The sequence below is a fragment of the Gimesia chilikensis genome (genome assembly GCF_008329715.1).
GTDB lineage: Bacteria > Planctomycetota > Planctomycetia > Planctomycetales > Planctomycetaceae > Gimesia > Gimesia chilikensis.
The window spans coordinates 1-25080 of the sequence record NZ_VTSR01000032.1; the positions used below are offsets into that span (position 1 = coordinate 1).

Sequence of the window (25080 nt, forward strand, 5' to 3'; positions counted from 1 at the left end):
TTACGGCTGGTTCGTCGATGGAACGCCGCTGGACAGCAGCGAGTTCACACTGCTGGACGGCAGCCTGCTGGCCGGTTCAGGCAGTGATGCCTTCGGCCAGATGGACCTGCTGACAGTCGTGATGCACGAACTGGGTCACACGCTGGGTCTGGAAGATCTGGACTCAGACGGCACTCTGATGAGCGAGTCGCTGGACGTCTCCGAACGTCGCCTGCCGAGTGCAGACGAACTCGATGACTTCTTCAGCGGCATCGCTGGCGGAGACAACCCGCTCCTGGACTAATAGAACAGTCCAGTGACAAACAGTCCCGACAGGCCCCCGGAAACTCAGGTTTCCGGGGGCTATTTTTGTTTTGGAAGGGGCTCTGCTGATTTATCTGATGTCAGAAGTCTTGATCGTGCAGTAAAACACTGCTGCAAGGAAACGGATCTGCTTTAATCGTCCGTTCGTCTGTTTTTCTCATTGTTTTATGACTTGTAAATCATGTATGTTAGTTAAGTGGATCCAATGTCAGACATTCAGTCTGCATGGGGAGACAGGGCCCATCAGGTTCACGACCTGGCACATCAGTAATACAGGGAAAATCCCATCAGGGAATCTACGGGGCTGTCCTCTATACATTGCAGAGCGGAGTGATTGAAATGTTTCTGACCCACTGGCTGCAGGCGATTTCAGCGCGTTCATCTACTCGCCCGTCGATTCGCCGTCGTCAGCGCCGGAACATACGTCAGACCGTGACTGATTCTCATGCCCGACAGATCCATTGCATTGAGCTACTGGAAAACCGAACTCTCTTGACCAGCCTGTTTCAGGGGGAACTTCTCCCTGATGCTGGACTCGCCCCCTTAGATACGGATCAGTCTGGTTCCGCGGTTGCTGTTTCCGGGGACTGGCTGGTCGTAGGCACTCAAAATGCAGATCCGGCGGGAATTGATAATGCGGGAGCCGTCACACTGTATACCCGCAATGACTCAGGCACGCCTGATGATCAGACCGATGACAGCTGGGACTATCATTCGACACTCGTTTCACCTCGTGCAGATAATACAGACCAGGACCTGTTCGGAACGTCTGTCGCCATTGATGGTGATACCCTGTTGATCGGGGCGATCGGAGCAGATGAAGGAGATACCTTTGGTTCGGCCTATCTTTTCAGGCGGAATGAGCAGGGAACGTCTTCTAACCCGAGTGATGATACCTGGGATGCGCTGGTGACGCTCTCGCGTCCTGTATCTCTGGCGAACGATGCGGCGGAAGACTTTGGACTGGCTGTGGACCTCAAAGGCAATACTGCGGTGGTGGGGGCACAACTGGATTCGTTTGGCGCTGCATCATCGTCCGGAGCTGTCTACGTCTTCAAGACTGACGACGATTGGGCGACGGTCTCAGTCGATCAACTGAAAGCCGGTGATGCCTCTGCTGATGCCTGGCTGGGTTCTGCCGTGGCGATCAGTCAGGATGAAACAACCATCATCGCCGGGGCAGTGCAGGACCAGGGCAAGGGGGCCGCTTATCTGTTCGAACGCAGTTCAAATGGCGCGGGTGTTGCGGATGATACCTGGGGAGAAATTAAGAAACTGTCGGGGACTACCGGTTCCGATCTGGGCAGCGCTGTTGATATCGATGATCGCTACGCCGCCGTCGGTGCGGCCGGCGATACGTATGGCGGGTCGGTATCGATTCTGGACGGTTCACAAAGCTGGAATATCGTCGAGAAACTGCGTGCCAGCGAATATCCCAATTCGACGGACACAGGGGGATTCGGAGCGGCTGTCTCAATCGCGGGTATGAGCCTGGTCGTGGGAGATCCTCTGAGCAATGGGAGCACTGGGGCGGCATACTTGTTTGAAGGTTCGCTGGGCTGGAGTACGGCTGTAGAGGAGTCACTGATTGCTGCCGATACTGAAACCGGCAGTAGCTATGGTTCCGCGATCGCCATTGATGCAGAGACAATTGTCAGCGGTGCTCCGCTGCACGACCATGGTGCAACCGATACCGGTAGCGCCTACGTGTTTGGTTTTCCTCCCGTGATTGACTTTGTCACCCAAATCGTGAATGGCGATTTGCTGATTGATCATCAGACGGTCTCCGATTCGGACCTGTCGATGACGATCAGTGGGGGGCAGCTGATCGTGAGTGTGGTTGACAATCTGATCACAGCGCCGGTTGGCGGAACACAGATCGATGCGCAGACGATTGCCGTGTCGTTATCCATGCTGACAGGCAGCACCGTTTATCTGACAGGGGGAGCAGGAAACGAACAGGTCACCCTGGATACGTCCCTCGCTGCAGCGGGACTTAGAATTGACTACGACGGTGACGATGGATCGGGTGATGATACGATTGTCCTGAGTGGGTCTGCAGACTCCCTTTCCTCCTGGATGGGAGGATCCCAGTCAGGCTGGGTGCGTTTGAATGAATTCGACCTGGATTTTCTCTTCTATTCTCACCAGGATCGGATGATCTGGGATGTGGCGACGGCCCACCTTGATCTGAATTATGACAATGACACACAGACGATTGATTTTAACGCGGATGCGATTAGTGGATTTCAGGTGAGCTCCGGTTCCGGTCCGGAACTGAGGGTCTTGCAGATTCCTTCCACAACACTGAATCTGAACAGCGGTGCCGGGCTGGATTATGTCAACATCAATTCCGTGGGACAGGATGCGACTGCCGACCTGATCATTACCGAAACGCGCGGCGATGACTGGGTTGAATTCGGAAACTCGCTTGACCTGGGCAGTGGTGATCTGGAGCTGCACGTCAATCGAGCCACTTTTGGTGAGAATGTCACGACCACCGGAAACGTGCATGTCGAAGCCGCTTCGATTTTTACGGATAGCACAACACCGCTGAATACCGGCGGTGGAAATATTTACTTTGAGTCGACTGGTCTCAACCTGGGTGAGATCATTACCACAGGAGATGTCTGGATCGATGCCAGCGCTTCCATAATCGATAACAATGGCTCCAGTAATAACATTACGGCTGCACGGGCAGTGATCCTGAGTGGATCTTCGACGAATTCAATGGAGACTCAGGTGGGTTATCTCGAGGTTGCCACGGTCGGCTTTGTGCAGGTTCAAAACACGGGGGACCTCGTGATCGGGGACGCTGGTGACCTGACCGGGATATACGCCAGGGACAGTACCATCTATGTCAATACAACGGGTTCACTGGATGTCCGGGAATCGATTCAGACGGGTACCTCGCTCAGTCTCTACGCCAGTGGTGATATCACCATTCGGGCTGGCGTGATTGTGAAATCGGAGGACAGTTCATTTGGTGTGAGCCTCGTTGCAGACGATGATATTCTGGTAGAAGAAGGAGCCCAGCTGATCGCGCTGACCGGGGGTGTGGGACTGGAAGCCAGGAACATAGTCGCGGACAATGCGAATATTGCCGTCGAACTGTGGGGACAGACTCATTCCGCAGACGGCACCTCCGTTTATGGCGGCGTCAATTCGGATGCTTTTTACATCACTCCCAGTCTCGAGTCCGAAATTACCGTCAATGGTTTATCGCCGGCGACCCCCGGTGACACACTCTTTTATAATGAACCGATCGACGGGGCATATCTTGATTATGACAGTGAGAATGCACGGCTGGATTATGCTAGCGGATATCAGAGTATCTATGTCACAGGCATCGAAAACCTGGAAGCGGGATTCAGTGTGCCTGACTCCGCGCATCTGATGATTAAGGGGACTGCAGGCGACGATGTGCTGACTATTACTGCCAGCGATAATAACTCTGGTTCCTATCAGTTGAACGCTGGTCCTGTCGTCAACTTTTTCAGTATCTCATCCCTGGAGTTCTACGGATTCGAAGGGGACGATCAGCTGATCATCAACAATCCCGCAGGCGGCGTCTTTACACCGGAGGATGGAATCTACTTTGACGGCGGTGACGGAGGAGAGACCAGCGGCGACCGCCTGGAAATTTCAGGCGGCATTGCGGTCGCGGAAACGCATCACTTTCTGGATGAAAGTCAGGGACGTGTGTTCTTTAATGCAGCCACTCGACCCGCGATCCAATACGCCGGACTGGAGCAGCCGGTGGATTCGACAGTGAGCGTCGATCGACTCTCGCTTAGTTTCAGTGGTGTCAGCACCGTGAGTGAAGCGGGGGTCGACGCGCTGACCTATGAGTCGGATGTCAGTCAACTGGGGACCTTCCTGAATCCATCCTTGAGTCTCACGGTCAACAGCGGCAACTGGAACAGCGGAGTCAATTCCGAGATTACGATCGATTCTCTGGGAGAGAATTTCAACGCCGATCTGAACCTGGGGCAGGGGGTCGGGACAGAAACGGTTTACCTGGGGGCTGGTCTGGATCTGGATCAGGGAAACCTGCTCAGCCGGGCTGATACGACGCGAATCACTGGCGCCATTATTCTGAATGGTGATGTTGAAGTCGTTTCCAGTATTTTGAGTTTCACCACCTCTGACAGCAGTATCGATGCGGGTTCGGGGAATATTCATCTCGAATCCTCAACCTCATGGTCAACCGGCCAGCTGACGACCACCGGTGATGTGAACCTGATCGCGGGCAATGGTAATCTAAGTATGCAGAATTCCACTGAGAACACGATCACCGCAGGTCTGCTGGAGCTGACTGCCGAACAGGGATCGATCCTTAACATGACAACCGACGTCGATCAGTTAGTCGCGGTGGCGAAAGGAGTCGTCAGAGTCAGGAATACGGGGGATCTGATTCTCGGTTCCGCAGCTGCTCAGACCGCCTGGAAAGGGATTCGTTCTGCCACCAGCATTATCGATATCGAGAGTGAGGGGGGCATCGATATCCACGAGTCGATGTCTGCCGGGATAGGAATATTGCTGGCAAGCGTGGACGGCGATCCGGGCAGCCTGGCCGAGGACCTGACCGTCCGATCTGGTGTCAAAATCGAAGTAGATAGCGGGACAATCACGTTCAATTCCGCAGATGATATTCTCATCGAGTCCGGGGCACAGCTCGCAGCTGGAAACTCGTCGATCGCGTTAAATTTAAGTGTCATTACCACTGACTTTCAGGGGGGCGAGCTGGCACTGTTCGGTCAGCTCTCAGCGGTGAATGGCGCGCAACTGACCGGGAGTGTATTCGCAGATAAGTTTCATCTCTCTGCCAGTTCTGCGACGCAGATTACCGTCAACGGAGAGAGTCCGGCTGCACCAGCTTCCCCTGCTGATTCACTCTATTATTACTCATCACCGGGAGCCGTTCCCGAAGTGACTCCCTCTGGCACCGACAGTGGCACCATTTCGTTTACAGGCGGACTGCAAACAATTAATTATTCCGAGATCGAAGAGGTTAATTTACAGGGGGGGCTCTGGGTTGAGGGAACCGAGGGCGACGATGAGCTGTCGATCCTGGCGACGGGACCTGACAGTGGTACTTTTCAATTCAACGGCGGCTCTGTTGTCAGTTTCACCTCTTTGACACAACTGGTCTTCGAGGGAGGGGAAGGAGATGACCTCCTGCGTATTCAAAACCCGGATGGCGGTCTGTTTGTTCCGGCTGAGGGGATCCAGTATGACGGCGGATCCGGGGGAGAGACCAGCGGCGATACGCTGGAAATTCTGGGTGGGTCCGCAGCGACGGTTGAGCATCGCTTCGTCGATGAGAATTCCGGCAGCATTCTCTATAACGGCAGCGCCACGCAGACAATCACCTATACCGGTCTGGAACCGATTCTGGATACGATTGAAACGCAAAACCGCAGCTTCAGCTTTACCGGAGCGGATGAGACGATTACGTTGTCTGATGATGGTGTGACAGGCGACAGTTATTCAATGATCGATTCCACTTTGGGGGAATCGGTCACGTTCCTCAATCCCACGGACGCACTGGCGATTCTGACCCAGGCCGCTGGCGGTACCGGGGTGGATACCGTCAATCTGAATGGTCTGGACAGCAGCTTCAGTGCTGACCTGTTTGTGACTCCGGGCAGTGATGATGCAGTCAATGTCGGCAATCTGGATCTGGGAGCCGGTGATCTGACGCTCTCAGGAATCGTCAGTTTTAATGGCGCCTTTACCACAACGGGGGGCGTAATTGTCGATTCCGCCGGCGATCTGACTTTTGCAGCAGGAGGCAGTCTCAGTGCAGGAGTGGATAGTGTTGAGCTGTTTGCAGAGTCGAATCTGTATCTGGGGTCGATTACTACGCCGAACCAGATTCAACTGACAGCAAGTGGCGGTTCGATTATCGATGCCAACGGTACTGCGGAAAACCTGAATGGATACCTGGTGACCCTGATTGCCTCTGGCGGAATTGGTGCATCAGATGCGCTGGAATCGAGTATCGTGGGCCTGCAGGCGAATTCCGGTGGAGGACTCTCTCTGGAGAATACCGGTATGCTGTTTCTTGGTTTCTCTGGTGGGATCGAGGGCGTAACGACGAACGGAACGACCCGCATTACTGCGACTGACAGCATGACGGTCTACGAATCGGTGACAGCTGCGGGAGGTTTACTGCAACTGGAAAATACCGGGGGAGATTTTCTGCTGCAGAACTCGGCTACCATTTCGAATACGGGAGCCTCCGGTATCGACATTGATTCGGCCGGGAGTATCACTTTGGTCGAGGGGACGCGGATCGAGAGCAGTGGAACAGGCCTGATCGACGTGCAGTCGGTCAATAATTTGCTCGTCGCGAACCTGCAAACTTCCGGAACCGTGCAACTGACTTCGACTGCAGGTGCCATTCGCGATAATCTCCCCGGTGAAGGCCCCCTGGTAGAAAGTGAGACGTTGATTTTGCAGGCCGCGACCGGCATCGGCGGTGCAGGGACTCTGGACCTGGATACCGAAGTCAAAAGTATCACTGCCCACGCAACCCAGGGACCGATCATGATTGACAATTTTGGTGAACTGTTTGTGCAGCTTCCCGAGTTGCTCGATCTGGTGCTTGATGAAGACGCGCTGGAACAGACCATCGATCTGTCTCAGATTACGACCGCGGGGGGAAATTCTCAGCCGTTAACGGTGATCGCTCAGAGCAGTCAACCTTGGCTGATCCCAGACCCGCAGGTGAACTTTGTTGCGGCTGATACGACCGCGGGCCTCGTATTCACGCCGATTGCGAATCAGAGTGGAGTCGCGACGATCACACTCGTCATATCTGATGGGGGCACCGATTATTCCACAGAGACGACCGGCGATAACCGCACGATTTACCTCACGTTCGATGTGACGGTCAACTCTCTGAATGACGATCCGGAACTGGATTCTCTCTCTGATCTGTTACTGCTCAAAAACGCGTCCGAGCAGACAGTGAACCTGAGCGGTATTTCTGCGGGAGGGGGCGAGACACAGCCAATACGTGTGACAGCGCAGAGCAGTCTGCCGGGGCTGATTGCAGATCCCGTGGTGAATTACAACTCTGACAATGCCACCGGCAGTCTGGTCTTCACCCCGATCACCGACCAGACTGGAACAGTGACGATCACGGTCACCATCGAAGATGGGGGTCTGGACGGCAATCTGGCGACGACGGGTGACAATGCCACGATCACGCGGACCTTTGATGTCGTTGTACAGGAATTTGAAACGCTCTCGATGCGGGTGGTCGAAACGCCGACTTCGGTCAGTGGTCAGGGAGAAGTCGAGACACTTCCCGATCACCAGGATGGAATCAGTGAGTGGAAAACCTACTGGGTGGAATTCTGGGTGAATACCATTGATGTCGCCAGCCTGGGGATTGCGACGGTCACGCTTGATCTGAATTATCAGACCGATTTTACTACCGCGACGGACATTGAATACGGTACTGCATTTTCTCAAAATCAGACCGGAACGATCAATGATCTGACCGGTCAGGTTACCAGTCTCTCAGCGACGGTAGATACGAACGATCTGGGCATTGACGGGCAGCTGTTGTTTGCCCGGATCCGCTTCGACTCACTGGCCGATGATCAGGTGCTGTTGGATCTGGAGGGGCAAAGTAACGGGCCCTATGATCTGGGACTGCAGATACAGTCGCCACAGATCACGCTGGGAAGTGGACGCGTCAGCCAGACGCCAATCGTCGATTCCCCCGGTGCCTCTATCTGGGCGAATCCCTACGATCTGAATGATGATGACCGAATCAGTTTTCGAGATCTGCTGCTGTTTGCGAGTGTGTATAACAGTGTGCCCGCTGAATCCAGTTCGGATTTCGCCTGGTTCAGTGACATCAATCAGAATCAGCGGGTGGATTTCAAGGACCTGATCTTTCTGGCCTCGAATTACAACAAGACAAAGCTTTCACAGGCAAATATTATCTACCCGACTAATTATCCGGATGCCTGGAATCAGAATTTAGTGGTTGCGCTCGCGCCTCAGAACACTCCAGAGGCTACTGCATTGACTCAATCGCAGGCAGATACGATGTTGCAGACCGCTGTTCTGGAAGTCAGCCCGACTGTTTCTAGTGCAGAGCAACAGAAGCTGGCGGATGTCAAAGTGGAAGTGGTCGATCTGGAGGGGAGTACGCTGGGACGGGTGGTCGGCGATACGATTTATATCGACGTGAATGCCGCCGGTTATGGCTGGTTTGTCGATACGACACCCCTGGGTCACAGCGAGTATACCTACGACAGTCAGTTATCGTTAATCGCATTATCGGGCAGTGAAGCTGCAGGTCTGATTGATCTCTGGACGGTGATTCGTCACGAGCTGGGCCACCTGCTGGGGGCAGAGCATACCGACGAGGGGCTGATGGCAGAGACATTGGATCCGGGTGTGCGAAAATTAACTGAGTCTTATGCAGAGACCGATCAGTTCTTTGGTTCGCTCGAAGACGAGACCGAACTGCTTTCGTTTTAGCATTCCCCCGGTGAGAGCTGCAGAAACTTTACGGGAACCCTGTTTGTCAGGGGGCAATCATCCTGCTGGACCCGGTGGTCACTGATCAACTGAGGATATCCAGGATTGGCTTCCCGCGATCGATTTCCAGACGTTTTCTGCCGGGGATGTCGAGCCGCGTGGGGTCGAGACCGAGCAGGTGATACAGGGTGGCATGAATATCGGTGACATAGTGCGGCGATTCGACGGCGTGGAAGCCGAGTTCATCGGTTGCCCCATGCACGTAGCCTCGCTTGACGCCCGCACCGGCAAACCAGATGGTGAAACCGTGAGGATGATGATCGCGGCCGCTGGGCATTTTAGTACTTCCCCGGGTTTCCACCGCAGGGGTCCGGCCGAACTCGGTGCAGAAGACGACAACGGTATCATCCAGCATTCCGCGGCGTTTGAGGTCTTTGAGCAGACCTGCGACCGGTTTGTCGACGCGTTTGCAGGACCGGGTATGATTTTCTTTGAGTTTCTGATGCGAGTCCCATTCGCCGTAGCCGCTTAAGTAGACCTGGGTGAACCGGACGCCCCGTTCCGCCAGACGACGCGCTGCCAGCAGGCGTTTGCCGTAGCTCGAGGTTTCGTTCTCATCGATGCCGTACAGACGCTGTGTTTCTTTTGTCTCCGTGTCGAGATTGAGCGCCTCAGGAACGGAGCGCTGCATGCGAAATGCGAGTTCGTAGGAATTGATCCGGGCCCGGAGTTTCTCGTCGTGCGGGTACTCGACTGACGAAATGCGATTGAGTTCATTGATCAGCGCATACTGATTGGCCTGTTCCTTTTCGAGCACTGTCTGAAGACGGGCGCCAAACGGGAGCGGATTATTCGGGTCGAGCGAGAATTCCACGCCCATGTATTTGGGACCCAGGTAGTCGGGGCTGAAGTTTTCTTTGACGCGGGTGTCGGTGTAGGAACCCAGAAAGACATATTCGGGCAGATTCTGATTCAGGCTGCCCAGACCGTAACTCAGCCACGACCCGATGACCGGTTGTTTCTGATCCAGCTTGTGACGCCCGTGATGAATCTGGAACTCGGCGGCGTGGTCATTATCGGTGGTATACATCGAACGGACAAACGAGATGTCATCGACACAGGTAGCCAGGTGAGGCCACCAGTCGGTGATCTCGATTCCAGACTCCCCCTGTTTGCGAAAGCCAACCTGCATCGGCATGATTTTGTCATGCTCGCGTTTGACTTTCACCACAGAGCGAGCCCGCTCCTGGTAGCGCGGATCCTGAAACGGGTCGGGATAAACGGTGTCGGCGTAGGTCTTGCCGCTGTATTTATTCAATTCCGGTTTCGGGTCGAAGGTCTCCATCTGGCTGTAACCACCGGAGAGAAAGATCCAGATCACCGACTTGGCCCGCGGTGTGAAATGCGGGCCTTGGGTGACGGCTCCTGAACTTGTACTGGCGGCCTGCCCGGAGCCTTCCCGGTTCAGCAGCATACTTAAAGCCATGCCTGTCGCTCCGTAACCGAGGTCTGACAGGAACGTTCTGCGCTGGATCTGGCCGCAGGGGGGCTGCATGGTCGTCAGGTCTGATTGCATGGTTTCGTCCTGCCTGTAGGGTTTGCAGACGCGGTTTTAACGGATGGTGACAAAATCATTATGGTTGAACAGCGCCTGCACCAGACTTTCCCGGGCACGGGCTGCTGGATCGGTAGCGGGTTGTTCAAAGGGATTATTCTGTTCTGCTGGTTTCTGGTCCGTCGCTTGAGGAACTTTCTGGAACAGGGACTGTTGGTGTTCCAGGAAGCGGAGCGCTGCGGACTGCTCGCGCTGGTTGGGTGTGCGCGAGAGAATCAGTTTAAATGTATTCCGGATGAAATCGAGATCCTGTTCGGACGGGCTTTTCCCAGTGAGTTGTGCCTGCTCGGTCCAGAGACGCGCCGCAATTCGACGGCCCTGTTTGAGTGCCAGCTGGCTGTTGGTTAACGCGAGCGCCTGCTGGGGGCGGACCGTAGTCTGTCTGCGGTAACAGTCGGTGGAACTGGGACCGTCAAACAGAGCCAGGAATTCCATTTTCGCTTCACCGTGATAGGAATAGTAGAGACTGCGGCGGTTTGTGGTGAGTCCCTGGTCCTGTTCGATCTCCTGTCCGAACATCGTCGTATCCAGGTCATCCGCGAGATAAAACAGGCTGTCGCGGACGACTTCCGCTTCCATTCTACGCAGAGGGAATTTCCAGAGCAGTCGATTGTCGCGGTCCGCGGCCAGATTTGGGTTTCCGGCTGCCACTCCCTTCGAACTTCGCTGGTAAGCGTCGCTGCTGAGAATCAGGCGATGAATGTGTTTCATTTTCCAGTCATGCGCCATGAGTTCCGCAGCGAGCCAGTCAATGAGTTGTGGATGCGTGGGTTGGGCGCCACTGCGTCCAAAGTTATAGACTGAATCGACCAGCGGCTGTCCGAAGTGCCTCATCCAGATGTGATTGACGGCGACACGCGCGGTGAGCGGATTATCAGGACTCGTAATCCACTGCGCCAGGGCGGCTCTCCTGCCCGAACTTTGTTGGGGGAAGATCCGACTCAGGGGAGCGAAGTCCATCGACTGTGCGTCCCGCGGTTTTTCCGCGGCTGCCAGCGCGGTCCGGGCCTGCGTGAGCTGTTGTTGCGCATCCTGAATCTGTTTGCTGCGTGTTTTCTCAGTATTGGGGAGCAGTTGAGCGGTGTGCAGTTTTAATGCGGCGGCTGCGACCTGCTGCTGAGACGCACTTCGTTTCGCCTTCCATTCCGCCTGACAGGCAGCACGCGCCAGTGCATCGGCCACTGGTGACTCATCGATGTGACGGGCGCGGGCCGCGTCGACGCGCGCCTGGTACTGTGCGAGTTCGGCCCGGGCCGCTTCTAGTTCGGATTGCAACAGGTCCCGCTTAAGCTGAACCAGAGACAACTGCTGGCGGGCGGCGCTGATTTTTTGTTGCCACTGTTGTTCCTCGGGGGACAGCGGTTTCTGGAGCGTGATTTTCGAAGTCGCATTTCCCTTGCTGAACCGCGTGAGAATCCAGTCGCTCGTGCTCGTGACATCAGTGCCGTCGGAGTAGTCCGGGAATTCGAAATCGAAGCGATTAAGTTCCCGACCTCCCGGCGCGAGGAAGACGATATGATCAAATTCTGCGCGACTGCCGGCGTGGGCATCGAGGAAGAGACCGCGGTTGACACTGCGGGCCGGATTCCAGCCATTGAGGGCAATCGGTGTCTCTTTAATGATGATCGATTGATCCTGACTGCGGGTGACCGTCAGCAGGGCGATGTCCTTCGCAGGCTGCAGGTTGAGGTCCACTTGCAGATCGAGTGGTTTTACCTCAGTTGGGAATGAACCTATGGTGGTGACATTTGTGCTGCCGGGAGCATAAGTCAGAATGTTCCCCGCTTCGAAGGCGACATACAAATTAGTTCGCCCTGCGGCCAGATCGTTCGAGAGTTGAAAATTCACCATCTTGTCGGCATGGAGTCGCAGCTGAAAGTGAATTTCCAGTTGCTCGGGCAGTTCGTTCCAGCCTGTCAGTTCCCGGGCGAGTGCGCGGCGACCCTCTCCACCGGTTAATTGCAGTGTCTGTCGGCTGGACGGGCTGTCCGCCGTTTGATGAGTCTCCTGCCAGGCTCTGTATTCTGCCAGCAGTCTGGTCTGTATCTGCTCCTGTTCTTTGAGCTGTTGTTCGAGGCTGGGGGACTCCGCGTCCCATTTCTGCTGTGCCTGCTCTACAGCCGCCGTTCTTGTCTGTGTTTCTTCCTCAATCACAAACGGTTTGAGTCCGGGGTACCAGGCGGTTGCCGGCAGCTTGACCGGTTGGATCTGAATTTCATCACCGCCCAGAAACTGAATCGTCCCGGCTTCAATGGGGGGCTTGTCTTTGACGATGTTCTGTTCCAGACCGCCGGTATAAAACCGGGCGAGGGCATCGGGGTGTCGATCGTAAATGCGGACCATGCCGGTGCGAACCGGTCCGTTACGCACGCTCAGCTTATAATCGGGAAAGGGGCCCGGATCGGCTTCGCCGGGAACCCGATCGTGCCTGAGGTCAATCGGTTCAAACAGGGAACGGAAGGCGAAGTATTCTTCCTGGCTGATCGGGTCATATTTATGATCGTGGCATTCGCAGCAGTTCATGGTCAGTCCCAGAAATGCTTTGGCCGTATGCTCGACATTGTCCTTGAGCCAGGTGTGATAGTTCCAGCGATAAAAATTGCGGACGATGAATCCGGTGGCGACGAGATTCTCCCGGTCGTTGGGGGCGAGTTCGTCTGCTGCCAGCATCTGACGGACCATCACGTCGTAGGCTTTGTCTTCGTTGAGGGAGCGAATGATCCAGTCGCGCCACCGCCAGGTCAGGGAATAGCTGTTGGTCATGTCTTTCGCGCCCCGTCTGCCGTACCAGTCGCTGTAACGCCAGACGTCCATCCAGTGACGTCCCCAGCGTTCTCCGTATTGCGGACGGCTGAGCAGGTCGTCAATCACGCGCTGCCAGGCATCGGGGCGTGTGTCGTTCAGAAAGGCAGACAGTTCCGTCGGACGGGGAGGCAGCCCGATCAGATCCAGGTAGAGTCGACGAAGCCGGGTCGCTTTGTCCGCCTGGGGTTGTGGAGTCAGTCCACCTTCCAATTGACGGGCCAGTAGAAAAGCGTCGATGGGATTTTGCGAGGGAGAATTGGTCTGTGGTATCGCAGGACGTTTGACTGGCTGAAAGGCCCAGTGTTCTGTGGGCGCTGGTTCGGGAGAATCGTTGACAGGAAATTGTGCTCCCTGATCGATCCAGGTGCGGATCAAGGCGACTTCTTCAGGAGTCAGTTTGCGTCCCTGTCCTTCGGGCGGCATAGCGAAATCCGGATCGTCACCGATCACCTGAAAGAGCAGACTCTCCGCGGATTTCCCCGGGACAACGGCCTTACCGATTTCGCCTCCCTTGAGAATGAATTTCCCCGCATCAAGGCGTAAGGCTGATTCCTGTTTCAACACACCATGACAGGCGAAGCAGTGCGCTTTTAGCAGGGGTTTGATCTGCTGTGCGTAGTCAACGGGGACGGGGGGCGTTTCCGCGCGAAGCGGGAGAGAGACACATAAACTGACGCAGCAGGACACGACGAGGGTAGGCCATTGCATGGGAGGTCTCCACAGTGCAGATGAGGCTGGTCTCAGGGCGAGTTTCTTAACTTATTTTATATTTTGCTGTACACAATCTCCAGACTGGAATCGGAGAACCTCAAAATTAATGGAGAACCGTTTTAAAATCGGATGCCTGTGTGCAGAAGCAGAGTATTGTCGATCTTGATGTCGGCTGCCTGGTGTTCCCGTTCGAACTTACGACCGAAGACATAACCTGCCTCAATGAGATAACTGGCTCCCGGAGATTGAAAACGTCCGGGCGTACGGGGAGGCATTGATTCCCAGCCGACAACCAGCCGCCATTCACGATAATTCAATCGTTCGGGCGAACCATCGCGGAGATTGTAGGCCCAGTTACCGCCGGACATCCCCCCGCCGACATAGGCCCACTGCTGCCGCGTTTCGGATTCGGAGATGAGATACGAGATCCGCGGATTGGGAAGCATCAGGTTGACTTTGACAGAGGATGAGGGACGCCAGGTGGCACCGATCACTGGCAGGACGGGAATGTCTTCCTGACCTGTCGCCAGGGCACCGAAGGCGAGATCCCACTCTTCGTTGGGGCGATAGATGGCAAACATACCGCCGCGGAACTGCCAGGCCATGCTGCCTGTATTGTAAAAGTCGGTTGCGAAGACGCCGCTCAATGTCGTGCGGACGAGCCAGCGATCATTCAGCGGACGCATCCAGGACACACCCAGCGAGAACTGATGCAAGTCGCGGGGCAGGTCGAGCTGGACCGGTGCGTTGATACGGGTGAAGGAATAGCCGGCGGTCAGGAATGGGGGTGGCGGACCAAACACCGGGTAGAGAGGCAGTTTTAAGTTAAGATCAGAAGAAATCATTTCCACGCCGTCAGCTTCCGGCTCCCACTCTGCAGAGATATCGAAGCGCGGACGCAGCAACGTTTTCAGGTCTGGTAATGATTCTGTGTCGGGGTTCGGTGTCGGCTCAATCGGAGATAACGCATCTTCGAGAGGCGGAGGAAGCAGGGGATCGCTGTCGTCTGGTTCGTCTAATTCCTGTCGGAGAAACTGATCGGTGGGGAGCAGAAAAGCGAGACCGGGTTCAGCAACTGGAGCTTTTGACTCGAACGGCGCGGGCTCTGCGCGCAAGCTGATTGTGAAACAGCATAAACCTGTTAAGAAAAATAGAAAATGGCGGGTAGTCAACATGAGATTGGAATGGAAATTATGGCTGTGAGCAGGCCAGCGCAGAAGTGAGATGGGATCTTAGCGCATTTTGATCGCTGTTACTACTTCATAGTCGCGTCCCAGGATTCGACCATCGCAAAAATCAAAAAATATTCGCTCAAACCTGCAGGTTAGACTTCGATCGGGGGCTGATTTGTTCACTGAATCCATTTCGGGCAGGATTGGGCAGTGGTCAAACCGGGATGCAGGGCTAAAAATAGATAACTAGACTTATATAGCTGAATTGATTCCTGATCAGTCTGTTTGTAGACCGGGAGTGGGATGGAAATGAATCGAAGAAAAATGATCTATCTAATTTTGGCTCTTGTTGTCGTGGTTCTGTTCGTGTCTGGCTGGAGAATGACTTCGCGTTCTGCTTATGAATCAGCCGCCTATGATGTTGTCAAATCGGAAGGTGACTTCGAAGTCAGAGAATATCCTGATCTGAAACTGGCGATGACCAGCAGTGAGTTTGATGCGCAGGGAAAAGATGGCAGCTTCATGCGTCTGTTTCGTTATATCGACGGTGCAAATCAGGAGACGCAGAAAGTCGCGATGACCACACCCGTATTTATGGAACCTGAGCACGACCAGGTGGCTGGTCAGATGGCGTTTGTCCTTCCGCAGAAATATGACAGCCAGACAGTTCCGCAGCCTGTGAGTGAGGCGGTGCAGATTCAGGAACGTAAAGGGGGCCGTTTTGCGGTGATCCGATTCAGCGGTCGTCTGAATCAGGAGACCGTTAAAAACGCCGAAGCAAAGTTGCGTGACTGGGCCAGCGGTGCAGGACTCGTCTGCCAGAACGAAGTGGAATACGCGGGCTACGATCCACCGTGGACTCCCGGACCCTTCCGCCGAAATGAAGTTCTGATTCGACTGAAAGACGAAACTTCATCCAGACAATAAATGTCACCCGGAGGCATGATTTCGAATGCTTTAGATCGTATCTGATGTCAGGCATTTGGGGAGTGTTATTTACTAAATACACGCTTTATAAACAGGGTTAATTCTAGGGAGAATCTGGATACAAGAATCAGTTTTTTATGGGTCAAAAAAAATCGGATCAATTCCAAAATCTTAAGCCGATATGTTATTGACATTTAAACAGTGCCGAGTTTAAATTTAAATAATTGAGGTATGTTTCAAATTCGCTTCATCACTTCTTCAAAGTGATATACCTTATAAATTCTATCAGGCTTTCGCCTCTCTAGTTATCTGTGAAAAGTTTGCCTTCTCTGGCAGTTGTTGTTTTCAACAAAATATATCTTGTACTTTTATTAAGCGCTTACAAAACCCAGCATCATTAAAATCTCAGGTTCTGCTTTGCGAATCTGAACGCTTTATATACTGTCTCAACACGCTTGCTGTGCTGTGGAACCTCCCGCTTCCGGTCTATTAATTCCGGGGGACGATAAGAGTACGAGATGAGATGTTCTCCCTTCTCTTATCTTTTTTCATGCGGAGGTTACTATGAGGCGTGTAACTGTCAAACGGGGTTTTACCCTGATCGAACTTCTGGTGGTGATTGCCATCATCGCCATTCTGATTGCCCTGTTATTACCGGCAGTGCAACAGGCCCGTGAAGCAGCCCGACGAAGTACCTGCAAAAACAATCTGAAGCAGATCGGACTGGCGCTCCACAACTATCATGAAACCCATCGTTGTTTCCCACAGATGCATGTGGAAACGCGCCGGACTGCTGCCGATGATGTGACCACCGACAGCTATCTCGCCTGGACGGTCATGCTGTTGCCCTTCATGGATCAGGCCACGATCTACAACCAGATCAACATGAATACTCCCTGGCGGGCCAACTACACGGGAACGCCGCCGCAGGAACCGCTGATCAAAACCGTGATTCCGGTGTTTAACTGTCCGACTGACCCGATGGAAGGATTGAACACTAATATCGGTAGCTGGGGCAAGTCAAATTATCCGGGGATTTACTCTCCGTGTGATATCAACCCGGCAAATGGGCAGGGCCGCTGCTACGCAGGTGCATTCAACAACCATAACGTTAACCGCATTCGTGATTTCACCGATGGTACCAGTAACGTCATTATGGTGGGAGAACGAACCACAGAAGGGGTACCGGCCGGTGGTCTGTGGATCGGTGCCTCGAACACCAATAATGGGCACAATTACGCCAACTGGCCTTACCATACGGCTCTGGTCCGCACCTGGCAGGGGGCGACTGCGACTCCGACTCCGTCCACGATCTACCTGATCAACGGAATCAACCAGTCGACTGGAACCAAGTATGAATGGTCGCTGGGCAGTTCGCACACCGGCGGCTGTCATTTTCTGTTCGGTGACGGTCGGATCAAATTTATCAGCGAGAATACCGATGGGAACACCCTGGTATACCTGGCTGGTATCAACGATAAGAACGTGCTTGGAGAATACTAAGTCGACTCCAGGCTGAATTTGCTTCCCGGTTTCATCAAGTCTGGTGAAACCGGGATTTCTGTTTTACGAAATGTTCTGAGTCTCGCGATGAGATGGATGGATACCAAAGGGGGAATCACATGATCTGCAACGTACGAATCAAGACATGCCTTAGTCTGTTTGCTCTGGCTGCCTGTGCCTACGGGTGCTCTGGATCAGGAATCGATGTTGACCTGGCTCCGGTTTCGGGAGTGATTACAATGGATGGTCAGCCGCTGGAAAATGCCATCGTTATCTTTTCACCCGAGAAAGGGAATCCCTCTTCGGGCAAAACCGATGCGAAAGGTTATTACGAACTGGTTTATGTGGGGGATGCCAAAGGCGCGATTGTCGGCCCTCACAAAGTGCGAATTTCGACCGGCAAGGCAACTGACGGACAGGACTCGGCAGGCAGCGGCGAAGCGGATCTGGCCAATGCCTCGCTGGACGATACGGTGAATATTGATACTCCTCCCCCCGAGGACGGAGATGTGACGCAACGTCGTGTCGTCAAGAAAAAGAAAACCGAAAAAGATCCGATTCCCGAAAAGTACAATACCAAAACAACGCTGACCGCTGACGTCAAGGATGAGAGTAATACCCTGGATTTCAAATTAGAATCCAAGTAAGCAGCCAGCTGATTCCATTCTCGAACCTCTCATGCAGACTGATCTGTGATGAGAGGTTTTTTCATTTGGGGGGATTGATGTCGGCGTACGTTGTCTTCGCCTGAGCGCCGATTGTAAGATTGTTCTAAGGAGCGTCTGGCCGGTGACTGCTTTTTTACTCTTAAGTGAAAACCGGTTCGACCCTTTTGATGAATTCCGAACTCCGGACAGGGAAGGCAGGACATTGAACAGGATTCAGCATATCAATTGTGGAACGCTGCTGGTGACAGGCTATCCGACCGTAGTCTGTCACTGTCTGCTACTGGAAGGCGAACAGGGGTTGGTGCTCATTGACAGCGGCATCGGTCTGGCTGACGTACGGGATCCCTTAGGACGCCTCGGCCAGGAACTGATCGACATGGCCGGCTTTCAGTTTCATGAGCATGATACAGCGGTCAGGCGTGTGGAAAGTCTGGGATTTTCCGTCGATGACGTCAAACATATTGTGTTGACGCACTGCGATCCGGATCATACCGGTGGTCTGGCCGATTTCCCCGCTGCACAAATACATGTCGCTGCGGAAGAGCTTCAGCAGGTCCGCGCAGGGCACTGGCGTTACGTGAGCAGCCACTTTGACCATGGTCCCCATTGGGAAACTTACGCAAGGGGAACGTGTGACTGGTTTGGGCTGGAGTCACGCCCAGTGCAGGTGGGGGCTGGTCTGGACGTCCGGCTGATTCCACTCAACGGGCATACGCTCGGCCATTGTGGTGTGGCGGTACGTCAGGAGCAGGGCTGGCTGTTGCATGTCGGCGATGCTTACTATTTGCGTGCGGAACTTACGGAAGAGGATCATCCCGTCGCGGCTCTGGCTGCACAGCGGGCCGATGATGATGCACTTCGTTGCGCCAGTCTGGCGGAACTGCGCCGCTTGTATTCGGAGCATGCCAACGAAATCGAACTGTGCGGCTATCACGATCTCAGTGAGCTGCCCGAGCCTCTTGAGTGACATGTCCCTTTAGTGTCTGCTGAATTTGCGTCGGACGAGGAAGAGTAATATTGCCAGTACCAGGACCGCGTTCACAGAGATGACGGCTGGTAACAGCCATTCGATGCGGTCCGGTCTGGCGAACCCTTTGGCGTCGCGAAGTTGTTGGGCGGCCAGATGCTCGGCCTGATGGAACTGAGCGTATTCCTCTCTGCTGAGCTCTTGATCCCGATTCAGGTCGCTCTGAGCAAAGTGCCGTTTGGCCTGCGTGAAGCGGATTTCATAATCGCGTGATTTCACAACGTTACTGGCATCCGGCTTGTCTTCCGAAAAAATTTCTTCAAAGCTGATCGTTTTATTCTGGTCGGCGTCGATGACCGTGAAATATTTGTCTGCAGGAATCTGTGTCGGATCGTAACGGAATTCGATTTCGTCCAGATCCAGGTATCCACTCTGATTGCGATCAAACCGTTGGAACTGTTCCCAGGCCAGGCCGATCAGCAGGGGCGATGGTTCATCGTAGAATTCTTCCCAGGAAAGCTGTCCGTCGTGATCGGCATCCTCTCGACCATAAACGCGCATGGTGACGTAGCAGCAGCCCATCGGTGAGAAGCGAAACTCTGCCAGAGAGAAGCGTCCGTCGCCGTCGCTGTCAAAGGCTGCCATCCCCTGGGGGATCCGTCCCGGGGTCGCGCCGTTGGAGTTGACCTTCGCGAGTTCTTTTGCATCCAGCAGTCCGTCCAGATTCGTATCGTGACGCTGGAAGAATTTCAGTTCATCAATGTTGGCCAGGGGGGATTTTGCCAACTCCCGGTAAGTCAACTGCTGGTCCTGGTCTGTGTCCAGTTCCCGAAACATCGTGAACACTTCCTGCACCGGTTTACGGATCGAGCGAATATACTCGTTGACTGACAGACGCTGATCGCCGTCTTTGTCTGCGGAGGTGATATAGGAGTGGTACATCACACAACCATTGGGGGTGCGGAGTGGAGCGGCAGACGTGTGGTGCATGCCGTAGGCAATTTGAATCAGACGATCCGCTTCCTTACGGGAGACCCTGCCATCCTGGTTGGCATCCCAGTGTTTGAATTCCACCCGGGAAAGGGGCGGCAGTTGCTGCTCGAGTTCTGAGTCGGGCCATTCCCAGTAGGTGAGCTGACCGTCGGCGCTGGAATCAGCGGCTTTGAAGATCTTTTGCCAGGTTTTCCGGGCTGCGGCAGCCAGGTCGGCGACGGGATCCGGGACGGGACCTCGTTCTTCTACGGGCAGCAGATCGGGCAGGGCACGGTATTCGTTTTTGGAGAGCTTACCGTCGTGATTAAAGTCAACCAGGTGGAAATCCCGTCGTGCAGCCGGTTGGGTGGCTTTCGCAATTTTGGCGAGATACTCGGTTTCTGAAAGGTGGCTGTCCCGGTCCACGTCATTCAGGATGAAGGCGGCCTGGGGGTTCATTTTGGAATAGTCGACCTGAAACTCGAACTCATCCAGGTTCAGGATTCCATTCTGATCGCGGTCGTAGCGTTGGAACAGTTCCCAGGCGATGCCAATCAGCTGGGGCGACGGTTCGGCATAGAACTCGTCCCAGGAGAGTTGCGCATCATTGTTCTGATCTTTGCGATCAAAAACCCGCAGAGTGATATAACTCGCGCCAATCGGAGCCAGACGGAACTCCCGTAGCGAGAGCTTGTCGTCTTTGTCGTCATCGAATGCCGCCATTCCCTGGGGCAGCCGGTCTTTGGTGGAGTTGTTGGAATTATGAGTGCCCAGTTCGTCCCGACTCAGGAACCCGTCCAGATCCTTATCCCGGGCGAGGAACAGGTTGAATTCATCGATGTTCGTCGAGGAAGACGTCGCGAGTTCCTGGTATGTCAGGAGTTCATCGTGGTTGGCATCCATGTTCTGAAAGTTCTGCAGGACCTTTTCCGCGGGCAGTCTGACGGAGGGCAGGTATTCTGCTTTGGAGAGGCGATGGTCGCCGTTTTTATCGGTCCGTTCAATGTAAAAACGATAGAGCACCAGACCGTTGGCAGCGCGGAGCGGGAAGCCATCCACGTGCCTGATCCCGTAGGCCACGTCGATCATCAGCGCGGCTTCTTCGGGAGAGACGGTGCCATTTCGATTTGTATCCCAATTCTGAAATTTGATTTCTGCCAGTGGCGGGAGCAGTTCTTTCAATGCGGCACGCGGCCATTCAGCGGGAGACAATCGGCCATCACTATTCACGTCAGCCTTGGATTGAATCGACCGCCAGGTCAGGTGAGCACCCTGGGCAAGCTCCGCGAATGGATCGGGAACGCTGCCACGATCTCGCCCGGGAAACAGGCTGGGGAGAGCCTGATACTCTGCAAGTGAAAGGGTACCGTTGCCGTTAAAATCGACGACGTGAAAATTCCGTTTCGCCAGCTCGGGTTTCAGACCGGCAACCAGCGGCAGGAGTTCCTGCCAGGTCAACTGGTCATCGCCGTTTTTATCATACGCGGAGAACGCGAACTCGGGTTTGATCTTTGAGGTATCGATCGCGAACTCATATTCATTCAGTTCCAGCATGCCACTCTGGTTCCGGTCGAATCGCTGGAAGAGTTCCCAGACCAGGCCGATGAGCTGCGGCGCGGGTTCCGTGTAGAACTCCTCCCAGGAAAGCCGGGCGTCGTGGTCCAGATCTTTCTGAGTATACATTCTCAGGGTGACATAAAAGCAGCCGATGGGGGCCAGACGGAATTCACTCATCGAGAACTTGCCGTCACCGTCGACATCGAAGGCAGGGAACGCATGATTCAACCGAACCGCGGAAGCACTGTTCAAACCGATTTTCAAGAGTTCTTCCCGGCTTAAAAAACCATCCAGGTCGGTGTCACTTCTCAGGAAGAAGGCGACTTCATCGATGTAGGATGTGGTTGATTTTGTCAGTTCGGGAATTGAGAGATAGTCGCTCTGATCGGCATCCAGTTCCTTGAACAGTGCCAGCACTTTTTCTTCCGGCCAGCGAATAGAGGGGATGTATTCTTCTTTGGAGATCCGGCTGTCGTTGTTTTTGTCGGTACGGGTCAGGTAAGAACGGTAGATGACCCAGCCGTTCTCGGCCCGCAGCGGGGAACCGTCGATGTGCTTCATTCCGTAGGCAATGTCGAGCAGCAGATCCGCTTCACTGGAAGTGACCTGCCCATTCTGATCTTTGTCCCAGATCGAAAATTTAAGAGCGGCCAGGGGCGGGAGCTGTTGTTTGAGTTCCCCGGTTGGCCATTCTTTCTTTGAGAGTTGTCCATCCCCGTCGGCATCGGCGGCTTGCTGAATCGCGGCCCATTTGCGTTTTGCTTCAGCCACGAACGGAGCCACGGGATCGGGGACCGCGGCCCGTTCGCCTGGTGGTGTGACGCCGGTCACGGTCTGGAATTCTTCCAGCGAGAGTAGCTCATTACGATCGAAGTCACTGACGGTGAATGCCTGCCCGGCCTGTTCCGGTTTCAACTGGGGCATCCCGGCTGTGAATTCGTCCCGGGTTAAGTGACCATCGCCGCTGGTATCGATTTTTTCATACCGTTCCGCTGGTGTTGCAGCGTGAGCCTGGGGAGAAACGCTGGTCAGGATCAGTATCAGAACAGGCAGAAACCGACGGCGGTTCGAGCGATTTGGGGCCGCGTCGTTTGCTGGCCGGGTGCTCTGTGGTTTTAATAATAAAGTCACTCACTCACCTTTTTTCATCTTGGCTGTCGGGTGGTTGCGAAGCTGATCATGACGGGAAGCATCCTCTGGTTGTTACTGCTCGAGCAGAGTACCCGCTAAGGACTGTCCCTGGGGGCTGGCCAGTGCCGCATAGACTTTGCCGTCAATTTTTTCAGACAGGAAGGAAAAATGTCCGTCGCAGTAGCCCGCATTCACGCCGCCGGTGTGCAGCGAATTGGGAAAGGGGGCTCTGCCTTCGGGCTGTTCAAGCCCGGCATTGATGGCGGCGGAGCCGGAGTTCGCGAGGTTGTAATCCACATTGCCTTCAGTGCAGCGACCATTGACACAGGGATCGCCGATGTAGAAGCTGGTCAGGAACGGACTGGGTGAGGACCAGTTGGCCGTCCAGGCTTTGGGATCGTAGCCGGTCCGAATATTTTCGGAGATCATCAGCGTATTCGAAGCACCGTCGGTGATGCCCGCCATGGTGTAATGACGATCGGCGCGGACCTCTCCTTTCCAGGTTTCGTTGTAAAACAGACCCATGTAAAAGAACAGGTCACGGTCGGAAGGGGCTCCGTCATCTTTGGTCGAAGAATGGCAGATGATGCCGTTACCGTTCAGATCGAGTCGTCTGCCACGGGCATCGACAGGACAGTTATGCACGCTGCCGATCTGAGCCGTAAAACCAATGCCACCGTTCAGGACGTAGGAGAGATTTCCTTTCCCCGGGATCACGCTGTGATCGGAGGGGCAGGTCAGGACGGCAATGTGTTGTCCCGCCAGGGGAATGTTGACTGGATCTTTGCAGGACAGATCGAAGTCCCACTGGTTATAGATGTTTCCCTGGTCCAGGTAGGGGAGGATATCGACAATCCAGCTGCGATACTGTCCGAAGGTGGCGGGAGTGCCATCCCCGAAGTAGCCACAGGCGGGGAACCGCTGGGCCGTATCGGTATTCTGCAGCAGGGCGATACCCAGGTTTCGCATGCGGTTGAGGCATTGTGCCTGCCGGGCCGAGTTCCGGGCTGTCTGGATTGCCGGCAGGGTCAGTCCGATCAGCAGACTGATGACCGCGGTGGCGACCAGCAGTTCGACGATTGTATATCCGGCATTCGTGGGGACGACCGACTTTGATTGCATTCGTTTATAGTTCATCAGCACGCGACTCCAGCAGCCAGGCAGCGATGTAAGTCAGGACGGCGACAATAATGACGGCGTCCGCAAAATACATCCAGTAAGAGAAGGCAGAGCACTCTCCGATCAGGGGAAAGATTAGTTTGGCTTCTGCATCTTTTTGAGAGGGGAAAACCAGGCTCTGCTGCTTGTTCCAGTTGAGCAGGTAATAGGCGACGATGCCGGACGCGGCCAGAGCAGTGCCGACTTTGAAGGCCCACCTGAGGAAGGACGTCGAGATAATCAGCAGCAACGGCGAAAGTACGGCGATCATCAGTAATCCGCCTGCAGTATAAGCTGCAAACAGCAGGGGAGAGACCGGGCCGACAAAGGGGAAGTAGAATTGTCCCTTACCGAGCCAGCTGACCATGCCTGCGGTTCCCGCACTCAGACAGAGGATGACTGCGACGACAAACAGGGCCAGCTTGAATCTGGGGCTGGAAAGGAATGAGAGAGAGACCGCCGGGACGATCTGTCGGGGCGCCTCTTCTTCCTGCTGCTTTGGCGCACGGGCATCGACCCGTTCGACCGCAGCCCGGACCGTTGTCGACCAGGTTTCGTCCGAGTAGGCGCCGGTGTCTGCTTCTTCGTCGGTTTCGTCGAGGGGGGAATCCGTCGAATCGATCTGATCTGTTTCGGCGTCGCTGTCAACGCTCGCTGTCTCAGCTGTGGACCGACTGCCTGCGTAATCCGTATTGACGGGGACCGGGGGAATCTTACTGTTTCTTAACGAGAGCAGCCGTCGCAACCAGCCAGGCTGGTCCGCCTGGGGATCGGCTTCGGTTTCATCCGGACCCGCCAGAAATGTATCCAGATCCTCGGCGTCGGCAAGTTCAGCGGAGACTTCAGAGTCTGTTTCAGTGGCGACCGGATCGGGTTCCGGATCTTTGCGAGCCATGTAGTACAGGCCCACGACAGAGTCTGCCCGCTGCCAGTCGTCCAGATAATGCGGACGGACCTCGGTGTCCGGAGTGAGTTTTTCCTCGCGGATCATGTCGACCAGTTCCCGAAACGTGTAGGGGCCCTGTTCTTCCGCGTCCCGTTTGCAAAACCATTCAATTGTCATATGTCATCAAACACAGT

General features: G+C 54.6%; 12 protein-coding genes. 6 read left to right on the forward strand and 6 right to left on the reverse strand.

Annotated features, from left to right (window positions below):
- The coding region (locus FYZ48_RS25025; protein ID WP_149337116.1) for a matrixin family metalloprotease at window positions 1-283 on the forward strand (283 nt) is incomplete at its 5' end.
- A 359-nt stretch (window positions 284-642) separates the two neighbouring features.
- Window positions 643-8814, forward strand: coding sequence for a hypothetical protein (locus tag FYZ48_RS25030; RefSeq protein WP_187782210.1), 8172 nt, complete (start codon window positions 643-645; stop codon window positions 8812-8814).
- Between the two features lie 85 nt (window positions 8815-8899).
- On the opposite strand, the gene FYZ48_RS25035 is transcribed toward FYZ48_RS25030, so the two are convergent.
- From FYZ48_RS25035 to FYZ48_RS25045, 3 genes are all read right to left on the reverse strand, one after another.
- A complete protein-coding gene (locus tag FYZ48_RS25035) occupies window positions 8900-10390 on the reverse strand; it encodes a DUF1501 domain-containing protein (protein ID WP_149345270.1) in 1491 nt (496 codons plus the stop codon).
- A 36-nt stretch (window positions 10391-10426) separates the two neighbouring features.
- On the reverse strand, window positions 10427-13942 hold the full coding sequence (locus tag FYZ48_RS25040) for a PSD1 and planctomycete cytochrome C domain-containing protein (RefSeq protein ID WP_149345271.1): 3516 nt from the start codon (window positions 13940-13942) through the stop codon (window positions 10427-10429).
- Between the two features lie 122 nt (window positions 13943-14064).
- Complete coding sequence (locus FYZ48_RS25045) at window positions 14065-15060, reverse strand: DUF6268 family outer membrane beta-barrel protein (RefSeq protein ID WP_149345272.1); 996 nt, start codon at window positions 15058-15060, stop codon at window positions 14065-14067.
- A gap of 366 nt (window positions 15061-15426) precedes the next feature.
- Here FYZ48_RS25045 and FYZ48_RS25050 point away from each other — a divergent pair, with 366 nt between their 5' ends.
- The 4 genes from FYZ48_RS25050 (at window position 15427) to FYZ48_RS25065 (ending at window position 19182) form a co-directional block, all read left to right on the forward strand.
- Window positions 15427-16044 (forward strand): SOUL family heme-binding protein, encoded by a 618-nt coding sequence (locus tag FYZ48_RS25050; RefSeq protein WP_149345273.1) that lies wholly within the window; start codon window positions 15427-15429, stop codon window positions 16042-16044.
- Between the two features lie 564 nt (window positions 16045-16608).
- Window positions 16609-17547 carry a DUF1559 domain-containing protein gene (locus FYZ48_RS25055; protein ID WP_149345274.1) on the forward strand — a complete coding sequence of 313 codons (939 nt, stop codon included), beginning with the start codon at window positions 16609-16611 and terminating at the stop codon, window positions 17545-17547.
- A gap of 119 nt (window positions 17548-17666) precedes the next feature.
- On the forward strand, window positions 17667-18194 hold the full coding sequence (locus FYZ48_RS25060; protein ID WP_149345275.1) for a carboxypeptidase regulatory-like domain-containing protein: 528 nt from the start codon (window positions 17667-17669) through the stop codon (window positions 18192-18194).
- A 142-nt stretch (window positions 18195-18336) separates the two neighbouring features.
- The gene (locus FYZ48_RS25065; protein WP_242022765.1) at window positions 18337-19182 is read left to right on the forward strand and encodes an MBL fold metallo-hydrolase; all 846 of its coding nucleotides are present in this window, start codon (window positions 18337-18339) and stop codon (window positions 19180-19182) included.
- 9 nt (window positions 19183-19191) lie between these two features.
- Here the strand turns inward: FYZ48_RS25065 and FYZ48_RS25070 are convergent, their stop codons facing one another.
- The 3 genes from FYZ48_RS25070 to FYZ48_RS25080 form a co-directional block, all read right to left on the reverse strand.
- Window positions 19192-22842, reverse strand: a complete 3651-nt coding sequence (locus FYZ48_RS25070; protein WP_149345276.1) for an EF-hand domain-containing protein — start codon at window positions 22840-22842, stop codon at window positions 19192-19194.
- 72 nt (window positions 22843-22914) lie between these two features.
- The gene (locus FYZ48_RS25075; RefSeq protein ID WP_149345277.1) at window positions 22915-23979 is read right to left on the reverse strand and encodes a DUF1559 family PulG-like putative transporter; all 1065 of its coding nucleotides are present in this window, start codon (window positions 23977-23979) and stop codon (window positions 22915-22917) included.
- Complete coding sequence (locus FYZ48_RS25080; protein ID WP_149345278.1) at window positions 23969-25063, reverse strand: DUF4339 domain-containing protein; 1095 nt, start codon at window positions 25061-25063, stop codon at window positions 23969-23971. Before FYZ48_RS25080 ends, FYZ48_RS25075 begins: the two co-directional genes overlap by 11 nt.
- Window positions 25064-25080: the final 17 nt, after the last annotated feature.